Source organism: Lacrimispora brassicae (assembly GCF_054772055.1).
The window spans coordinates 35074-52258 of the sequence record NZ_BRYH01000049.1; the positions used below are offsets into that span (position 1 = coordinate 35074).

The 17185-nt window shown below is 46.0% G+C and carries 19 protein-coding genes; 16 read left to right on the forward strand and 3 right to left on the reverse strand.

The window, feature by feature from the left end; genetic code table 11:
- The first annotated feature begins 10 nt into the window (after positions 1–10).
- From ACYVD3_RS22555 to ACYVD3_RS22570, 4 genes are all read left to right on the forward strand, one after another.
- Positions 11–373: a VOC family protein gene (locus tag ACYVD3_RS22555; RefSeq protein ID WP_460644750.1), complete on the forward strand. Its 363-nt coding sequence runs from the start codon at positions 11–13 to the stop codon at positions 371–373.
- A gap of 53 nt (positions 374–426) precedes the next feature.
- A complete protein-coding gene (gene hydE, locus ACYVD3_RS22560; protein WP_460644751.1) occupies positions 427–1464 on the forward strand; it encodes a [FeFe] hydrogenase H-cluster radical SAM maturase HydE in 1038 nt (345 codons plus the stop codon).
- Positions 1465–1532: 68 nt separating this feature from the next.
- Complete coding sequence (locus ACYVD3_RS22565) at positions 1533–2357, forward strand: YitT family protein (RefSeq protein ID WP_460644752.1); 825 nt, start codon at positions 1533–1535, stop codon at positions 2355–2357.
- A gap of 262 nt (positions 2358–2619) precedes the next feature.
- The gene (locus tag ACYVD3_RS22570) at positions 2620–4137 is read left to right on the forward strand and encodes a histidine kinase N-terminal 7TM domain-containing diguanylate cyclase (RefSeq protein WP_460644753.1); all 1518 of its coding nucleotides are present in this window, start codon (positions 2620–2622) and stop codon (positions 4135–4137) included.
- An 8-nt stretch (positions 4138–4145) separates the two neighbouring features.
- Here the strand turns inward: ACYVD3_RS22570 and ACYVD3_RS22575 are convergent, their stop codons facing one another.
- Positions 4146–4742 (reverse strand): hypothetical protein, encoded by a 597-nt coding sequence (locus ACYVD3_RS22575; protein ID WP_460644754.1) that lies wholly within the window; start codon positions 4740–4742, stop codon positions 4146–4148.
- A gap of 176 nt (positions 4743–4918) precedes the next feature.
- Between ACYVD3_RS22575 and ACYVD3_RS22580 the strand changes: the two genes are divergently transcribed.
- The 7 genes from ACYVD3_RS22580 (at position 4919) to ACYVD3_RS22610 (ending at position 10987) form a co-directional block, all read left to right on the forward strand.
- Positions 4919–5626: a GntR family transcriptional regulator gene (locus ACYVD3_RS22580; protein WP_460644755.1), complete on the forward strand. Its 708-nt coding sequence runs from the start codon at positions 4919–4921 to the stop codon at positions 5624–5626.
- A 271-nt stretch (positions 5627–5897) separates the two neighbouring features.
- Entirely contained in the window at positions 5898–7253 is a 1356-nt protein-coding gene (locus ACYVD3_RS22585) for an ABC transporter substrate-binding protein (RefSeq protein ID WP_460644756.1), read from the forward strand.
- 71 nt (positions 7254–7324) lie between these two features.
- The gene (locus ACYVD3_RS22590; RefSeq protein WP_460644757.1) at positions 7325–8200 is read left to right on the forward strand and encodes a carbohydrate ABC transporter permease; all 876 of its coding nucleotides are present in this window, start codon (positions 7325–7327) and stop codon (positions 8198–8200) included.
- A gap of 14 nt (positions 8201–8214) precedes the next feature.
- Positions 8215–9054 (forward strand): carbohydrate ABC transporter permease, encoded by an 840-nt coding sequence (locus ACYVD3_RS22595; RefSeq protein ID WP_460644758.1) that lies wholly within the window; start codon positions 8215–8217, stop codon positions 9052–9054.
- Positions 9051–9857 carry a histidinol-phosphatase HisJ family protein gene (locus tag ACYVD3_RS22600; protein WP_460644759.1) on the forward strand — a complete coding sequence of 269 codons (807 nt, stop codon included), beginning with the start codon at positions 9051–9053 and terminating at the stop codon, positions 9855–9857. Before ACYVD3_RS22595 ends, ACYVD3_RS22600 begins: the two co-directional genes overlap by 4 nt.
- A 28-nt stretch (positions 9858–9885) precedes the next feature.
- A complete protein-coding gene (locus ACYVD3_RS22605) occupies positions 9886–10785 on the forward strand; it encodes a PfkB family carbohydrate kinase (protein ID WP_460644760.1) in 900 nt (299 codons plus the stop codon).
- 73 nt (positions 10786–10858) lie between these two features.
- The gene (locus ACYVD3_RS22610; protein ID WP_460644761.1) at positions 10859–10987 is read left to right on the forward strand and encodes a hypothetical protein; all 129 of its coding nucleotides are present in this window, start codon (positions 10859–10861) and stop codon (positions 10985–10987) included.
- On the opposite strand, the gene ACYVD3_RS22615 is transcribed toward ACYVD3_RS22610, so the two are convergent.
- Complete coding sequence (locus ACYVD3_RS22615) at positions 10984–11952, reverse strand: SIS domain-containing protein (RefSeq protein WP_460644762.1); 969 nt, start codon at positions 11950–11952, stop codon at positions 10984–10986. The genes ACYVD3_RS22610 and ACYVD3_RS22615 overlap by 4 nt on opposite strands.
- Before the next feature lie 171 nt (positions 11953–12123).
- Here ACYVD3_RS22615 and ACYVD3_RS22620 point away from each other — a divergent pair, with 171 nt between their 5' ends.
- From ACYVD3_RS22620 to ACYVD3_RS22640, 5 genes are all read left to right on the forward strand, one after another.
- Positions 12124–13098 (forward strand): SIS domain-containing protein, encoded by a 975-nt coding sequence (locus tag ACYVD3_RS22620; RefSeq protein ID WP_460644763.1) that lies wholly within the window; start codon positions 12124–12126, stop codon positions 13096–13098.
- Positions 13080–13226, forward strand: a complete 147-nt coding sequence (locus ACYVD3_RS22625; protein WP_460644764.1) for a hypothetical protein — start codon at positions 13080–13082, stop codon at positions 13224–13226. Before ACYVD3_RS22620 ends, ACYVD3_RS22625 begins: the two co-directional genes overlap by 19 nt.
- A gap of 174 nt (positions 13227–13400) precedes the next feature.
- The gene (locus ACYVD3_RS22630; RefSeq protein WP_460644765.1) at positions 13401–13712 is read left to right on the forward strand and encodes a phosphoribosyl-ATP pyrophosphohydrolase; all 312 of its coding nucleotides are present in this window, start codon (positions 13401–13403) and stop codon (positions 13710–13712) included.
- 19 nt (positions 13713–13731) lie between these two features.
- The gene (locus ACYVD3_RS22635; RefSeq protein ID WP_460644766.1) at positions 13732–15294 is read left to right on the forward strand and encodes a diguanylate cyclase; all 1563 of its coding nucleotides are present in this window, start codon (positions 13732–13734) and stop codon (positions 15292–15294) included.
- A 32-nt stretch (positions 15295–15326) separates the two neighbouring features.
- Entirely contained in the window at positions 15327–15896 is a 570-nt protein-coding gene (locus ACYVD3_RS22640; RefSeq protein WP_460644767.1) for a DUF1697 domain-containing protein, read from the forward strand.
- An 80-nt stretch (positions 15897–15976) separates the two neighbouring features.
- Here the strand turns inward: ACYVD3_RS22640 and ACYVD3_RS22645 are convergent, their stop codons facing one another.
- The gene (locus tag ACYVD3_RS22645) at positions 15977–17140 is read right to left on the reverse strand and encodes a tyrosine-type recombinase/integrase (protein WP_460644768.1); all 1164 of its coding nucleotides are present in this window, start codon (positions 17138–17140) and stop codon (positions 15977–15979) included.
- Positions 17141–17185 lie beyond the last annotated feature (45 nt).

Below are 17185 nucleotides of genomic sequence, written 5' to 3' on the forward strand. Positions count from 1 at the left end.
AGGAGTTTTTATGAAGTTTTGCTGGAGCACTTTAAACGTTAAGAATTTAGAAGAATCAATTAAATTTTATGAGGAGATCATAGGCCTGAAAGTGGTCAGAAGATTTCCTGCAGGTCCTGGTACTGAAATTGCATTTTTAGGTGACGGGGAAACACAGATCGAATTCATATGCGGCGGAGACAGGGAGATCCATGTGGGAGACGATATCAGTTGGGGATTTGAAGTGGAGTCTCTTGATCAGACCCTTTCCCTGGCAAGGGAAAAAGGCGTGGCTGCTTTAGGAGAACCGGTACAGCCAAATCCTCAAACGAGATTTGCCTTCATAAAAGATCCCAATGGCATGAGAATACAGCTTGTGGAGAATCTGGGGTAAGGAATGGAAAAAACCAGGCAGCGGCGGAAGCTGCAGAGCAAGGAGCAAAACATATGAAGCATTTGATTGATAAACTGTATGAAACTCATAACCTGGAAAAGGACGAGTTCATTGATCTGCTGGAAAATTATGATAAAGAGGCCAGCGAATATTTATTCTCCCTGGCCCGTACCTACAGCCAGGATCATTTTGAAAAAGAAGTTTATATCAGGGGACTGATCGAATTTACCAATTACTGTAAAAACGACTGCTATTACTGCGGTATAAGAAGAAGCAATAAAAATGCAAGCCGGTACCGCCTAAGCAAAGAGGAGATCCTCTCCTGCTGTGAATCCGGGTATGGATTAGGCTTTCGGACTTTTGTGCTTCAGGGAGGAGAAGACCCTGCATTTACCGATGAGGTGGTTGTGGATATCGTAAAAACCATCCGGGAGGAGTATCCGGATTGTGCCATCACCCTTTCCATAGGAGAAAAAACCTATGACCAGTATTTGAAATATTATGAAGCAGGAGCAAACCGTTTTCTCCTCCGCCATGAAACGGCTGATGAGGAACATTATTCCCTTCTTCATCCAGATTCCCTTTCTCTGGATAACCGGAAGGAATGCTTAAGGAATTTAAAGAAGATCGGTTATCAGGTTGGCACCGGTTTTATGGTAGGCTCCCCTTACCAGACCCCACAGTGTCTGGCTGAGGACCTGGAGTTTATCAAAGAGCTGTCTCCCCAGATGGTTGGCATAGGGCCATTTATTCCTCATAAGGATACTCCCTTTGCCTCCTTCCCGGCAGGAAGCGTTGATCTCACCCTGTTTCTCATAGGGATTATAAGGCTGATGCTGCCCAATGCACTGCTGCCCTCCACAACGGCATTGGGGACTCTTGACCCTAAGGGAAGGGAGAAAGGGATCTTATCAGGGGCCAATGTGCTGATGCCCAATTTATCCCCCATTGGCGTCCGGAAAAAATACGAACTGTATGACAACAAGATCTGTACCGGAGAGGAAGCGGCAGAGTGCAATGTCTGTCTGAGAAACCGCGTCGCTTCCATTGGTTATCAGGTAGTGGAAAAAAGAGGCGATTATAAAGAATGAGCCTGCAATAGCAAAAGCTATCCAGTGAAGTCATAACGAATATACCTACTTTAATGAGGAGACCAGCAATGAAGAAACGGCTATTTTGGATAGCGGTGGGACAGTTCATCTCAGCATGGACCTATTGCCAGATACTCAATGCAAATAATCTGGTAGCTGCCGGCTTTGGAGGCCTTGCAACGGTTATTAACCGGATGACAGGGGCAAATGTTCAGATGCTCCTGATTATAATGGCGCTGCCTGTTTTCTTATGGGCATTTTTGGGATACGGCAGGGATCAGATTTTTTATGCCGCATTCAGTTACTTTATCTTTACCTTTTATGTGGGGATCGTGACCCGGTATCTCCCTCCCGTACATACAGATTCCATTGCAGCGGCCGTCAGCGGCGGTGTTGCAGGCGGAATCGCCGGGGGCCTTGTTATGAAGCAGAGGGTTGCCAATGGCCCGGAAGCCATTGTTGCGTTGTACTTAAAAGAAAAAAGGGGTCTGTCCATTGGGACGTTTTACCTGATCATCAATACGGTGGTCATATGTTCTTCCATCGTTTACGGAAATATGACCATCATCATTTACTCCCTGATCTATACGTACGTACAGAGCATTGTAACGGATAAAGTGATCATGGGGCTTGAAAAGTATTATACGGTGAACATCATGTCGGACCAGTATCTGGAGATAACCCAGTTTATCCGCAAGGATCTGAATCGAGGGGCCACTTTTATACAGGGCATGGACACTTCCAATGTTAAGAAAAAGATGCTGGTTCAATCCGTAGTGAATCAGCAGGAACTGATTGCAATCAGGGAATTTGTAAAAGCGTTTAAAGATGACAGCTTTATATGTGCAAGCAGAAGCAACAGCATTATAGGAAGAGGATTTGATGTTGAATAGGTAAGAGACCGGACCATATTTTAAGGCAGAGCAGGCAGGTTTTTATTGGCCTGTATCTGCCTTTTTCATTGTCTTCCCGGCATGTTTCCGTCTGCCTTCCCTTAAAACATTGGAAAGGTGGTCATTTTCTATTGATTTTACTCTATCAATAGCCTATACTATGCTCACAAAGTGAACATGTATTAGTACGAAAATGCGTCTGAAAATACTGACAAAAGATCAGGACAGTATCCAAACCTTGTAAAGGGAGGTTTTGAAATCAATGTTGAATATATTTGTTTGGTTCATGCTTGCTGCAACCATGGCTTCCGTGGTGCTGATGGTATATGCTGTTGCAAACCATAGCTCCGACCGGTCATTTTTTTTGATTTTTACTTCCATCTGCACCTTTCTGTACTTAGCCGGCTACCTGCTGGAGATCATTTCTACCACCCTGGAAGCCTCCTTTATGGGGATCCGGGTACAGAAAATGGGAACGCCGCTGCTTGTAGTCTTTCACTATCTTTTCGTGCGGGATGTTTATGGAGAAAAACGTTTCAGCGCCAGAAGGTACTGCCTTCTTTTGGCACTTCCTATGTTAAATATGTTCACTGCACAGGCATTTCCCCTGGTGCGGCTGCATTATACGGATATTGAATATTTTTTCAATGGATATTTTGCCAATTGCCAGGGGCATCCGGGACCTATGAGCTATGTGGCCAATGCTTATAACTTTTTTCTGATTTTTCTGAATATCCGGCGTATTCTTTGGCACTTAAGGAAAGGCAGCAGGCTGCAAATGCGTCAGAGCATTTGTCTGCTGGTATCAATCCTGATCCCCCTGTTTGTTAATATTTATCACGCCCTTACCTATGATCACCTTCGGCCTGATTTAGTCCCCTTTGCAGTTTTTCTTTCTCTGGTCCTGCTCCTTTACTCTGTCAGAAATCAAAACCTGCTTAATGTAGTGCCCCTGGCACGGGCCCAGGTAATTGAGTCCATGGCTGATGCATTCATAGTCTGCGGCAAGGATTACAGTTATCTGGATGCAAACCAGGCGGCCAAGGAACTCTTCCCTGAACTGAACACCCTGATCCCCGGTGATCCCATGGAGAAGGTAGATCGGTTTGAGAGCGAGAGCGAATTGTGCCTTCAGATAAACCGGGAGATGCGGTTTTACGAGGTGACCCAGACCCACATCAGGCAAAGCAGCAAGGACAGCGGGATCTGTATCGTCTTCCACGACATCACGGAAAAAGAAACACAGTTGAAACATTTGTATGGCAAGGCGACCTTTGATCCTTTGCTCCATATTTACAACCGTGCCACCTTTTTTGATCTGGCCGGTTTTATGCTGGAGGCCGATGAAGCCAAAAGCCGCTCCTATGCTCTGCTGATGATTGACCTTGACCGTTTTAAAATGGTAAACGATACTTACGGTCACCCTTCCGGGGATATTGTTCTGGAGACCATTGCCGTCATGGTGAAAAACCATTTCACCAAGGAGGACATTGTGGGCCGCTACGGCGGTGAAGAGATCGTGGTCCTGCTGGATAACGTCTCTGTCGGCCAAATGTCTGACAAGGTGGAAAAACTCCGTGCAAACATTGAAAACAAAAGAATCTCCTGCCATGAGTGCACCATTCCCATGACCGTCAGCATTGGGATGGCTCATTCTCCTGCCGGAAACGTTCATTCCCTGGAGAATATGATCGCTCAGGCAGATTTAGCCCTGTATGAGGCCAAAAACGGAGGACGCAACCGTGCCTGCCTGTGTGGAGGGATGGAAGCGTCCTTATGATAGTAATATTAAGTCAGTTTAATGCGGTAAGCAGTGGACTGGGGCGGAATGCTGGCGGTCTGGAAGTTGGCATGCTCGATCCTTACGGTCTGCCCTGGCTGCAGGGCGCTTAATGGAATGGCATTGCCGTTCTTATCCAGGATTTCCGTAGCCTGGGAGACTACAAATCTCATCTGGTCTGACACATCATCGGGATTGCCGGTATAGAGGAAACCGTGTTCAACATCCAAAGAAGCAATTTGGTCCGTTGTAATGCGAAACAGGGGTCTCTGCATGAGTGCAACGATCCGGTATGCCTTTGATTGAGGGGGAATGCTTTTCGTCATGGCAGAGGAGAACTCGGCATTGACCCACATCCCCTTTCTGATGTTGCATAGGGTGATAGGGTCGCCGAATTGATTTATTAAGATTGTGTCCCAGCCTACGTTTAATTGGAGGAGCTCAATAAAGACCATTTCTTTCTGGCCGGGGGAGGCGTAAGAAACCACGATATAACCGGTCCTGCTATTGGGAGTATATATATCTTCTACAAGGGCATTATCCATGCGCAGAATGCTTCCGACCTTGCTGATGCTTCCTCTCTTGCCTGTATTGGTATTATTCATATAAATCCCCCGAAAGGCATGTGATTTAATTAATATTATATGCTGCTCCAGGGAAATATTCCGAATTTATATAGGGGAGGCGAAGTTTCGGGAGAAATATAATTGTCCTTTTTAGATGGGCGTGATATTATAAGATGTATGATACAAATTAATGAGAGAGTTCAGAAAGGAGAAACATGAATAAGAATTCAATCACCCCTTTGTACCAGCAGCTTGCAGATGATATTAAGCAGCAGATTCTGGAAGGCAGATTAAAGGAAAATGACAAGCTTATGACGGAGCAGGAATTCAGCCAGACCTATGATGTCAGCAGGATCACGGTCAGAAAGGCCATTGAGATACTAGCTGACGAGGGATATGTGACAAAGCACCAGGGGATCGGCACCTTTGTTGCTGCAAAGAAGCTGAACCGGGTCATGAATAAGCTTTTAAGCTTTACGGAGATGTGCGAAAATGACGGAAAGACCGCGTCTACGGAGATGGTTTCCCTGGAGTGGACATCGGCCTCAGTTTCCATCAGCCAATATCTTCAGATAGATGAAAAAGACCGTGTTTTAAAGATCATCCGGATCCGCAAAAGTGATAAGGAACCGGTCATGCTGGAAGAAGGGTATTTTCCGTCTAGGTATTCCTATCTCATGGGGGAAGATCTGACAGGCTCCGTGTATTCTGTTCTGCGCCGTCATGATACCGTGCCCTCCCATGCGGTAAAGACTGTGGAAATATGCTATGCAACCAAAGAGGAAGCAGGATACTTAAGGGTGAAGGAAGGCCAGGTCCTCTTATTGCATAAAGATCAGGTGATGGATGAGGAAGGCCAGGTCATCCATTACAGCAAGCTGATCATCAATCCGGAGCGGTACAAGCTGACTATCTTTACGTGAACGGGCCAAATGAACTTAATAAAAGAAATTAACTGCTTAAATGACGAAGAGTTTAAGAAAATAAAACTTTATTTTCTTAAATGTTCGTCATTTTTACTATGAAAAATAGGGATATGCTTAAACCTTGGGATAAAACAGACAATAAAATAAAAAAAGCTATTGCAAAATATAGTATATCATAATATAATGTATTCAAGTTGTAATATAATGTATGCATACAACACATAACCGTAGCAACTATTTTACCGGATACAAGAAAGGAGAGTCAATTATGAAAAAAAGCTTAAAAAAAGCTATGTTTGCAGGCTTATCCTGCATCATGGCAATGTCCATGACCGCCTGCAGCGGCAATACCAGTGAGCAATCCCCTTCTTCCAAAGCCTCCGCCGAATCCTCCCAGTCCGCTTCCGGGGATACAGCAGCAGCCCCAGCAGGAGACAAGAAGGTCATCAAGTTGTTCCACCGGTTTCCTGATGATCCCTGCAACTCGTTTATTGAGAAAAAGGTAGGAGAATATGAAGCAGCCCATCCGGATATTGATATCCAGATCACCAGTGCCCAGAATCAGCCGTATAAGGAAAAGATCAAAGTGGTGGTAGGCTCTGATGAATGTCCTGACATTTTTTTCAGTTGGGGCGGTGAGTTCTCCCAGCGCTTTATCCGTGAAAACCTGATCCTGGATCTGACAACCTACATGGAAAAGGATACGGCATGGAAGGACTCCCTTCTGCCAACCCAGATGGTGGAATATACCACTGATGACGGGATGATTTACGGCGTTCCCTTCCGTCTGGATGGCAAGCTGTTTTTCTATAATAAGGATATTTTTGAAAAAGAAGGTCTTCAGATCCCAAAGACCTGGGATGAATTCATAGCTCTGTGCGATAAGCTGAAAGGGGCCGGGATCACACCCATTGCAGAAGGAAACCAGGATCAGTGGCCTGCCTGCCACTATGTGGGCACATTAAACCAACTGCTTGTGGCAGACGATGTAAGAGCAAAGGATTACAATCCAAAGACAGGGGAATTTACTGATCCCGGTTATGAGAAGGCCCTGGAATATTACCAGCAGCTTGTGCCTTACATGAATCCCGGCGTCAACGGACAGACTCATGATATGGCAAGGCTTGGATTTACCCAGGGACAGACGGCCATGCTGTATGCGGAGCTGGTGGAGATTACCAACGTGAAGCAGGAAAACGGGGACTTGAATTGGGGAATGTTTAACTTCCCGGTTGTGGAAGGCCCAGGAAATCCCGATCTTCTCACCGGTTCCCCGGAAGGCTTTGTTGTCTCTTCCAGGACCAAATACCCGGAGGAATCCGTTGAATTCTTAAAATGGTTCCTTGGACCGGAAGTGGGAGCCGCCCAAGCGGAAGAGGTAGGCTGGTTCAACGCTTCCAAGGGTGTTGATGCAGGCCTTAAGGACCCGTCTCTCGTGGACGCATATAAGGCCATTTCTTCTGCAAAGGAAATGGGGCCATGGTTTGACAGCTCCCTGTATTCAACCGTATGCGATACGTATCTGACCGCTATTTCCGATGTCACCAATGGAGACGTGACTCCGGCGGAAGCCATGAAAAAGGTTCAGGCAACGGCAAAGGAAGCTCAGTCACTGGTCCATTAGCTTTATACATGAATGTCAGCTTAACAGGGAGCGTATGACGCTCCCTGTTCACGAAAAAGGATGGGATCCCGATGAAAAGAAAGAAATTCGTGCCATACCTGTATGTATTGCCGGGGCTCCTCATGGTTCTGGGCTTTGTATACATTCCTATCATAGTCAACTGCATATACAGCTTTTTCCGGCTGTCCTCCTACTCAGCCACCATGAAGTTTGTTGGACTGGATAATTTCAGGCGTTTGTTTACCAATGAAGTATTTCCCATCATGATGCGAAACAACGTGTATTACTGCGTCATATCCCTGGTTGTTCAGGTGGGCTTTGGAACGGTTCTGGCCCTTTTGCTGGAGAGCAGGCTCACCGGCAGGGCAAGCGGGTTTTATAGAAATGTCTATTTTATACCATCCCTGATTTCCCTGACAGCAGTAGGGCTGATGTTTAATTTCGTTTATTCCCCTCAGGTAGGTCTTTTAAACACCTTCTTAAAAAATGCAGGACTTTCCCAGTTCCAACAGGTCTGGCTGGGAGATAAAAGGCTGGCTATCTTCTGCATCATAGCCATGAGCCAGTGGCAGTTTACCGGCTATATCACTCTGCTCATGGTGGTGGCTTTCCAAAATGTGCCTGTGGACTACTTGGAGGCGGCCCTCATTGATGGAGCCGGGCCGGTGAGAAGGGCTTTAAGTATCTCCCTTCCCCTTGCCAAGGAACAGCTTCTGGTGTGCTCCATTATTACCATCATCGGCGCATTTAAATTATTTACCGAGGTCTATTCAACCACCAGCGGAGGCCCTGGAAACAATTCCCAGGTACTGGGTCTGTTTCTCTATCAGAATGCGTTCCTCCATGACGATATGGGCATGGCGGCTACCACAGGGGTATTGATATTTGCCATAACCCTGACTGCCTCCATTATACAACTGAAGGTTTCAAGGTCCGGTGAGGCATAAAGGAGGAATGCAGGATGAAACATTCTGACAATTCAAAGGTTTTTCTATTAAGGGTATTGCTGCATATGTTCCTGGTTTTTCTGGTATGCGTCATTCTTTTTCCGGTCATGTGGCTTATTTTAAACTCATTAAAAACCAACCAGGAGATGTTTTTGAATTCCCTGGCCCTGCCGAAAAAATGGATGGCAGTCAACTATGTGACGGCGTGGAACAAGGGGCTTTTTAGCTACTTTAAGAATTCCATTCTGGTGAGTGCGGTATCCCTGGTTTTTATCCTGTTCATCAGCTCTTTTCTGGCTTATGGACTGACCAGGTTCCAGCTTCCCGGCAGCACCTTTCTCTTTTTCCTGGTGCTGGGAGGCATGGCCCTATCCGAGCAGGTTGCCCTGGTTCCCCTCTACAAAATTTTGCAGTCTGTGAAGCTTTATAATACCCAGTGGGCGATCATCCTTCCTTACGTGGCATTCCGCATTCCATTTACCATGTTCCTGCTTCGTTCTTATTTTATCGCCATCCCAAAGGAACTGGAGGAAGCGGCCATTGTGGATGGCTGCAACAGCCTGCAGCGGTTTTTCCTGATCATTGTCCCCGTCAGCAAGCCGGTCCTGGCTTCCTGCGCCATCGTGAATTTAAACTTTGTATGGAACGAATTTCTGTTTGCCAATGTATTTCTGGAGAGCAAGTCCATTATGACCATTCCTCTTGGGCTGATGGCGTTCCAGGGAGATTTAAAGTCGGATTACGTGGTCATGCTGGCCGGTATTCTGATCGCCTCCCTTCCCATGGTGCTTTTGTTTCTGTGTATGCAGAGGCAGTTTGTCCGCGGGCTTACCCAGGGGGCGGTGAAGGGATGACTATGCTGAAGGCGGACTATCACGTTCATAGCATTTCTCCTGATACAGGGGTCCCTATGGAGAAAATGTGCAAAAGCGCCATAAAAAAGGGACTGACAGAGATGGCGTTTACGGATCATTATGAGTTTTATGCCCATGGGATCGTGAAGGAGTATTTTAATGAGGAATACTTAAGGCAGTACTGGAAGTCCCTGGAAAGGTGCAGGGAAAAATTTGAAGGGCAGTTGGTGATACGGCAGGGGCTGGAGATCGGGCAGATGCACTTATGCCCGGAGAAGGCATTGAAAGTCATTTGCGCATATCCCTTTGACTTTATTATCGGCTCCCTTCATAAGATCGAAAACATCGATGTCAGCCAAATGGAATATACGGAAAAAACCATGCCCCAGATTGCGGAAGCATATTACCGCCACTTATTAAGGCTGTCGGAGGTGGAGGAATTCGACTGCCTGGGACATTTGGACTTAATTAAGAGGCATTCGGCAAAAAAAGGGCTTCCCGATTATTATGACAGACATGAGAAGGAAATAACAAGGATCCTTAAAAACCTGGTTGCCAGGGGAAAGGGCATGGAAATCAACACCTCAGGAATCCGGCAGGAGGCAGGGGAGTCCATGCCGCCATTAAGAACGGTGAAGCTGTTTGCTGAGCTGGGAGGAACGGTGATAACGGTTGGATCGGATGCCCATAAGCCGGAGGATGTGGCGGCAGGTTTTCATGAGGCGGAAAAGCTTTTAAAAGAAGCAGGCATCAGGGAAGTCACGGGCTTTAAAAGGCGGCGGGGCTTTCCTGTAAAGATATAGGACTATGAGGGAAAAAGGAGAACGAACCATGATCAGAGTATTAGGCTTGGGAGATAATGTGGTGGATAAATACATGCACATAATGACCATGTACCCGGGAGGAAATGCCTTGAATTTTGCGGTGTATGCCAATCTCTTTGGCTATGAAGCGGCGTATTTGGGAAATTTCGGAGATGACGGGGAGGCCCGGCACGTATATGAAACAATCGCTGCCCTTGGGCTTGATGTTTCCAGGTGCCGCTTCTGGAAAGGGGAAAACGGCGCGGCTAAGGTAAAGCTGGTGGACGGAGACCGGGTATTCATAGGAAGCAATAAGGGCGGCGTTTCCATGGAACATCCCCTGGAGCTTACCAGGCTGGACAGGGAATATATTGCAGGGTATGACATAGTGCATACCAGCATTTTCAGCTATATAGAAACCCAGCTCCCGGTTCTTAGGGAAGCGGCAGCATTTCTTTCCATGGATTTTTCCAACCGCGCCTCTTCAGAATATTTAAAGGAGACATGTCCTTATATTGACTGCGCCTGTATCTCCTGCGGGGAAGACATGCCGGAGGAGGAGATACGGGATCAGATAAATTCCATCATTTCCTATGGCTGCCGCCATATGGTCATGGCCACCAGGGGGGCAAAGGGAGCGTTTGTGTATGTGGACGGAAACTTATATGAACAGCCGCCCTGCCTGGTAAAGGCTAAGGATACCATGGGAGCGGGGGATTCCTTTATCACCTGTTTTTTGATCAGCTATCTGGATGGAATGAAATATGCGGTGGATTTTCCTGAAAAATCCGGGAAATCCGGCATCACTGGAGCCAAGGAGTATAAGGATCTGGTCATAAAAACCAGCCTTTACAAGGCTGCTGTTTATTCCTCCCAAAACTGCCAGAAGGACGGTTCCTTTGGATTTGGAACGAAATTTGAAGAATAATCCGGTGTATATAAAAAGCCCTGTAAGACAGCCGGCCTTTTCAGTAGCTGTCTTACAGGGAGATTTTTAATTCATGGGAAATTATGTTCTGAAAACCTCAGACCCCTTTGCTCTGGAGGCCCATGGCCCGCATATGGAGCATGGCAGCGGAAGGGGTCTTTCTCCGGTGGAAGAGTCTGGAATGGAGACTATAGGTACTTAATAATCAAGCTTCCACATGTACCGCCTTTTTGTAAGGGGGTGATTGCGAATAGCCGCTAACTGCTCTGCGTAGATTCTTAAGACACCACTGATCAGCATGGGATTAAAATATTCCACAACGGATTTATCAATGTGGGAGCCCAGGCCGAAATCCTTTGCATCCAGGACCGTTGTCTTTGCTCCAAGCCGCTTAAGAAAGGTTAGGGCTCTGGAATCCATGGGCCGGGTCGGTCCGTCATTCATCAGAAGAAGATAGGGCACATCCTGGTCAACGATTTCAAAGGGTCCATGGAAAAATTCTCCGTCATGGAAGGAGCTTGAAGGGATCCACTGCATTTCCATCATGAGGAAGCTTGAGAAGGAGTAGGAAACCATCTGGGTGGCCCCTGAACTCATGACATATAAAATAGGCATGTCCTGATAGCTTTCGGCAAATGCTTTTGCAGCCGGCAGGCTCATGGAAACAGCGGTTTCGATCAGGTCATAAATCTTTGAAAATCCATCCTGCATGGTGTCGTAATGGACGTATCCTTCATAGGTGTTTAAGATTTCCGCAGAAAGTGCCAGGACGCTGGTCATTTTCTCCATCTTTGCTGCGTAGCTGGCCTCAAAGCCATGGATGATCTGGTAATGGGAAGCCAGGGCAAGGGGAGAACCGTCGATATGGGTCACAGAGATGACGGCAGCCCCTAAGTCCATGGCCTTTTTTGAGGCAGCAACTGTTTCCGGAGTGGTTCCGCTTAAGGAGCAGGTCACAACGATTGCAGATCCATCTACGGATACAGGGGTGGAATAGTTAAATTCATTGGCAGTGTAAATGCTCACCCGAAGCTTTCTGGAATTGGCCTCCAGAAAATATTTACCGGGAAATAATTCTGACATGGAAGCCCCGCAGCCGACGAAGCAGACAGAAGTGATGCTTGGGCGCTCAGCCTTGATTGCTGAAACAATTTCTTTGACTGTCATAATATGTTACCTCCAAAAGTAAAGTTTACTTGATTGATAAATACATTATATAACATCATATAACAAGAGTCAACGAATAAATGAAATAAATTCAGGAATATACTTGAAAAATATAATCATGATGTTATAATACATCATATAAGATATTAATAAGAAAATGGAGGATACATTATGACAGTCAAAGAGATCGCAACTGAAATCGTGGAAAAGAAGAAAGAGGTGGGGGGAGTCCGGGAGGTTTATTTTGTTGGATGCGGCGGCTCTCTGGGGGCATTTTATCCGGCTAAAATCTTTCTGGAAACAGAAGCTTCATCCATACGCACCGGCTGGTATAACAGCAATGAATTCATACATAATACGCCCAGGGTTTTAGGGGAAAATTCAGTGGTCATCACAGCCTCCCACAGGGGAGATACTCCGGAAACCGTAAAGGCCGCAGAGCTTGCCAAAAAGGCAGGGGTCACGGTCATAGCCCTTACCTGGTCTTCTGATTCCCCTATCACAAAGGCGGCGGATTACGTGGTTTCCTATACCTTCGGTGACAATAAGGACATTGCAGGAGAAAAGACCATGGTTGGGCTGATGGCCGCGGTGGAGCTGTTGAATCAGACAGAGGGCTATGAACATTATGAGAAGTTCCAGGAGGGAGTGTCCCGCATTGACGGAATCGTAAAGCATGCCCGCCGCCATGTGGAAAAGCGTGCCAGGGCTTTTGCAGAGGAGTACAAGGAGGACAAGGTGATCTATACTATGGGCAGTGGCGCCGGTTATGGGGCAGCCTATATGGAAAGCATCTGCATCTTTATGGAAATGCAGTGGATCAATTCTTCCAGCATCCATACCGGAGAATTTTTTCACGGACCCTTTGAAATTACGGATGCCCAATCCCCGTTCATGATCCAGATCAGCGAAGGGCCTACCAGGGAACTGGATGAGAGGGCTTTGACCTTTTTAAGGAAATATGCCAGAAGGCTGGAAGTGCTGGATGCAAAGGACTTAGGCTTATCCACCATTGATGCCACCGTTGTCTCTTATTTTAACCACTCCTTATTTAATAACGTATATGATGTTTACAATCATGCCCTGGCGGATTTGAGACAGCATCCTCTTTCCACAAGAAGATATATGTGGAAGGTAGAATACTAAACCTGGACGGCTTTGCCGCTTTGGAGGGCATACGCCTGTGTGTATGCAACTGTACCGATGAAGAGCTTGAACGGGCAGTAAAACGAATAAAAGAGGAAATGTCCGCAATAGCGGCAGGCCTGCCATGAACCATATGGCAGGTCTTTTTTAAGGAAAAAGGACCTTGAAAGAAACTTTAAGAAGCAATTATTGACAGGAAAAAGCGACATTTTTCCATGAATGTGATATACTGTTTTTTAAGTGTATCTTTCGCAAAGCATAGGTTACCGTTACAATGATCAACTGGAAAGAAGGGATTTGCATTGAAAAGGTACGACAAATTAGTCAGGGACAAAATACCGGATGTAATTGAGACAGAAGGAAAAAAAGCGGTATGGCGTGTTCTGACTGAGGAAGAATATATGGTGAGGCTGGAAGAAAAGCTTCATGAGGAGGTAAGAGAATATCAGGAGGATAAAAGCCTGGGGGAGCTGGCAGACGTGCTGGAGGTGTTATATTCCATTTGCAGTGCCAGAGGATATACCAGGGCAGAATTGGAGGCTGAACGGGAAAAGAAAGCAATAAACAGGGGCGGGTTTAATAACAGGATTTTTCTGGAATATGCAGATGAGTAGATGAAAATGCTTACATACTATGGTAAAAATATACATTCCAAAAAAGGAGGAATGCGTTATCCGTCGTAAATACACAATATTTCTATCTACGATCATCTGCATCATTTGTACGGTCATGGCCTGCTTTTATTTGTTTTCCATTGACAAGGTGGGCGAAATTTATATTGAGAAATCAGAGGAAGCAATCTATAACATCAAAAAGGATTTTCTAAAGGATACAGTCAATAACCTGATTTCCGAAATTGAGCTGAGGCAGAAAGCCAAATCAGCATACGTGGAAACCTTTGTCTCCAGAACGTCTGAAGTCATTAACATGAAAAAGGATCTTCCTGACAGAGAATTCAATGATTTTTTCATAGAGTTTTTCCAGGATAATCCGGATTATAATTTTATGACTGTGGTCGTGTGGAGCCATGAGGAAAACAAGCCGGTTTATGATCCAGGGAATCTGGCAGCAGCCACCTGGAAGGATACTCTTAAAGCCAATTCCTCTGTCTTATCTTCTTACCGGGTCTTTAGCCATGGAGAGTACGCATTTCTCTTTGGACTCACAAAAAGCTATGTGAATGACCTTGTGAAAGCAGATATGGTCAATGTGATCAAAAATTCAAAATTTGATGGAAATTCCTACATCTGGGTAAACGAGATAGTGAATTATCAGGGGGGTAAGAATTACGCCATCCGAAGGGTTCATCCCAATCTTCCGGAAACGGAAGGAACCTATCTTTCTACGGATATGACCGATATCGCGGGAGATTACCCATACCTGGCCGAGCTTCAGGGGATCAATAAGGATGGAGAACTTTTTTTCTCTTACTATTTCAAAGAGCTGACCAGCAATGAGGTATCCAGGAAGCTGGCTTATGCCAAGCTTTATAAGGACTATAACTGGGTCATTGCCATGGGGGTTTATCTGGATGATGTACAGCCCTATATTAACCAGACCAATAAGGAGAGCAAAGAGCTGGTATCCAGGCTGACCCTGCTTTTGGTTTTATTGCTCATCCTTATACTGATCGTCAGCCTGTTCTCCGTTTCCTTATTGGAGAAACGATATTACCGCCATGCGAAAAAGATGATGGAATCTGAGCTTAACCAGGATGTCCTTACAAAGGCGGGCAACAGGAGGAGCGGAATCAATGATCTGGCCAATGCCTTTAAGGAGTATAAACGGACAGGCTTAAGCCCCGGAATCATGATGTGTGATATGGACCATTTTAAAGAGATCAATGATAAATACGGCCATTACGCTGGGGACACGGCCTTGGCGGAATTTGTGAAGGTAATGAAACGTACGTTAAGAAGCACGGACAAGATCATCCGCTGGGGCGGTGATGAATTCATCGTTATTCTTCAAGGAATGGAGGTGAAGCATGTGCTGGATTTTGGAACCAAGTTTTTGAATTCAATCTCTTCTTTAAAAATACAGGATCACAATGAAGAAATAGGGATCACCGTATCCGCCGGCTTTTCCTTCTTTAAAGAAGGGGATGAAGACTTCCAGGAGGCATTAAGACGGGCGGATGAGGCCCTTTATAAGTCAAAGTCGGAAGGACGGAATCATGCAAATGTTATTTTATAGATAATGAGGCCGGGAAAGGAGAAGGCAGGAAGATGACCATATATACCGCACTGCTCCGTGGAATCAACGTGGGCGGAAAAAATAAGATAAAGATGGCTGAGCTAAGGCTGCTGCTGGAAGGGGCAGGGCTGGTCCGGGTGGAGACTTATATTCAAAGCGGCAATATCATTTTTGAGTCAGAAGAAGGGGAAGAGGAGCTTAAGAAGAAGCTGGAAGATAAAATCAGAGAGAGATTTGGTTTTTCCGTAAGCGTGATTTTAAGAACGTCCGGCCAACTGGAACAGTTGATAAAGAGCTGCCCTTATACGGAGAGGGAGAGACTGGAGGCAGAGGCCGTAAATTCGGAAGGGGAAAGCTTCTATGTCTGCCTTTTGAATCAGGCCCCTTCTGAGGAGGAAGCAAAATGCCTGATCCCCTTTGTAACTGAGCTGGATGATTACCGGGTACAGGGCAGGGAAGTTTATCTTCTGCTCCGTCACAGCATCCGCAATTCCAGGCTTTCAGACAAGCTGTCCCTGTTAGGCGGCCCGCTCACGGTGCGGAACTGGAGAACCATGGAAAAGCTTTATTCCATAGTGAATAAAAGGATGGCCAAAGAGTAAGCCTTACACTCCCTAAAGTGACATGACGACCCGTTACATGGACGGGTCGTCTTATTTTATAGTCTGTTGCGTTCTATAAATCAAAAGACGCTCTTTAAATCTGCGGCCGGGCTGGGGGCAGACAGTGTTTCCATATTTAAGCGGTACATGTCATTGAATTTTTCAATGGCAGCTTTTTTTTGCTCCATAAGGGAGTGGGAATACACATTAAGGGTAATGGACACGCTGGAATGGCCCAGCAGTTCGCTGATGGTCTTAACATCCACTCCCATTTCCAGAGCGCGGGTGGCAAAGGTATGGCGGATGGTATGGAATTTCCGGTCCTGGACATGGGCTTCCTTTAATATTTTCTTATAAAGCTTTTGAAAACAGCGGGGGTCAAAAGGGGTTTCCCCTTGGGAAAAAATATAATGGTCCGGATTTGCATGAGAAAATCCCTGTTCCTCCGACAGCTTTAACAGAAATTCCGGCAAGGGTATTTTTCTTACAGACTTCCGGCTTTTTGGAGCGCCTACAGACAGGGCTGTTTTGCTTTCCTTCTCTTCAAAATCCTTTATTCTGGACACGGTCCTGCCAATGGACAGGGTACCGCTTTCCATGTCAATATCTCCCCATTTAAGGGAACACAATTCTCCCAGCCTGATTCCGGTATAAAAACACAGGATGATCCCTGCCGCCCGTTTGTCTTTGGAATTCAGTGCCGCATGTTCTATGAGTCTTTGCTCTTTCAGGGAAAAGACCCTGACCTCCTTGTCCTCCGGCCTTGGAATTTTCACCTGCTCAATGATGGAAAAGCTCTCCGGTGAGCCCTTCAGTATCTCCTTTAAGGCGATTTTGAAGATGGTAAGATTCTTTTTCCTGGAGGAATCTGCCAGCCCTGTATGCTCTCTCATGGCCTTTACAAAGCAAAGAACAGATTCCTCCGTAATTTTCTGATTCTTATCCTGCTTAAAAAAAGGAATCACGTATTGATTCATACACCGGTAATAGCTTTCATAGGTGGAGGGTTTCACCCGAAGGGCGGCATCTTCCAGCCATGCTTCAAACAGCCGGCAGACATCCTCTGTGCCGACGGAAGGCTTCCCTTTGCCGGACTCCCGGGTCTCCTGATAATTTTTCATTTTCTCTTTTACGCCTTTATAGGATCTGGAGTAAAAATACCGGTATTTTCCATCCTGTTTTAAGCTTCGTCCCTCCCAGCGCCCGTCTTTTCGTTTATAAATATTTTCTCCTCTTCGCGGCATTGTAAAATACTCCTTTGCTTATCATGTATTCATTATATGACGTTT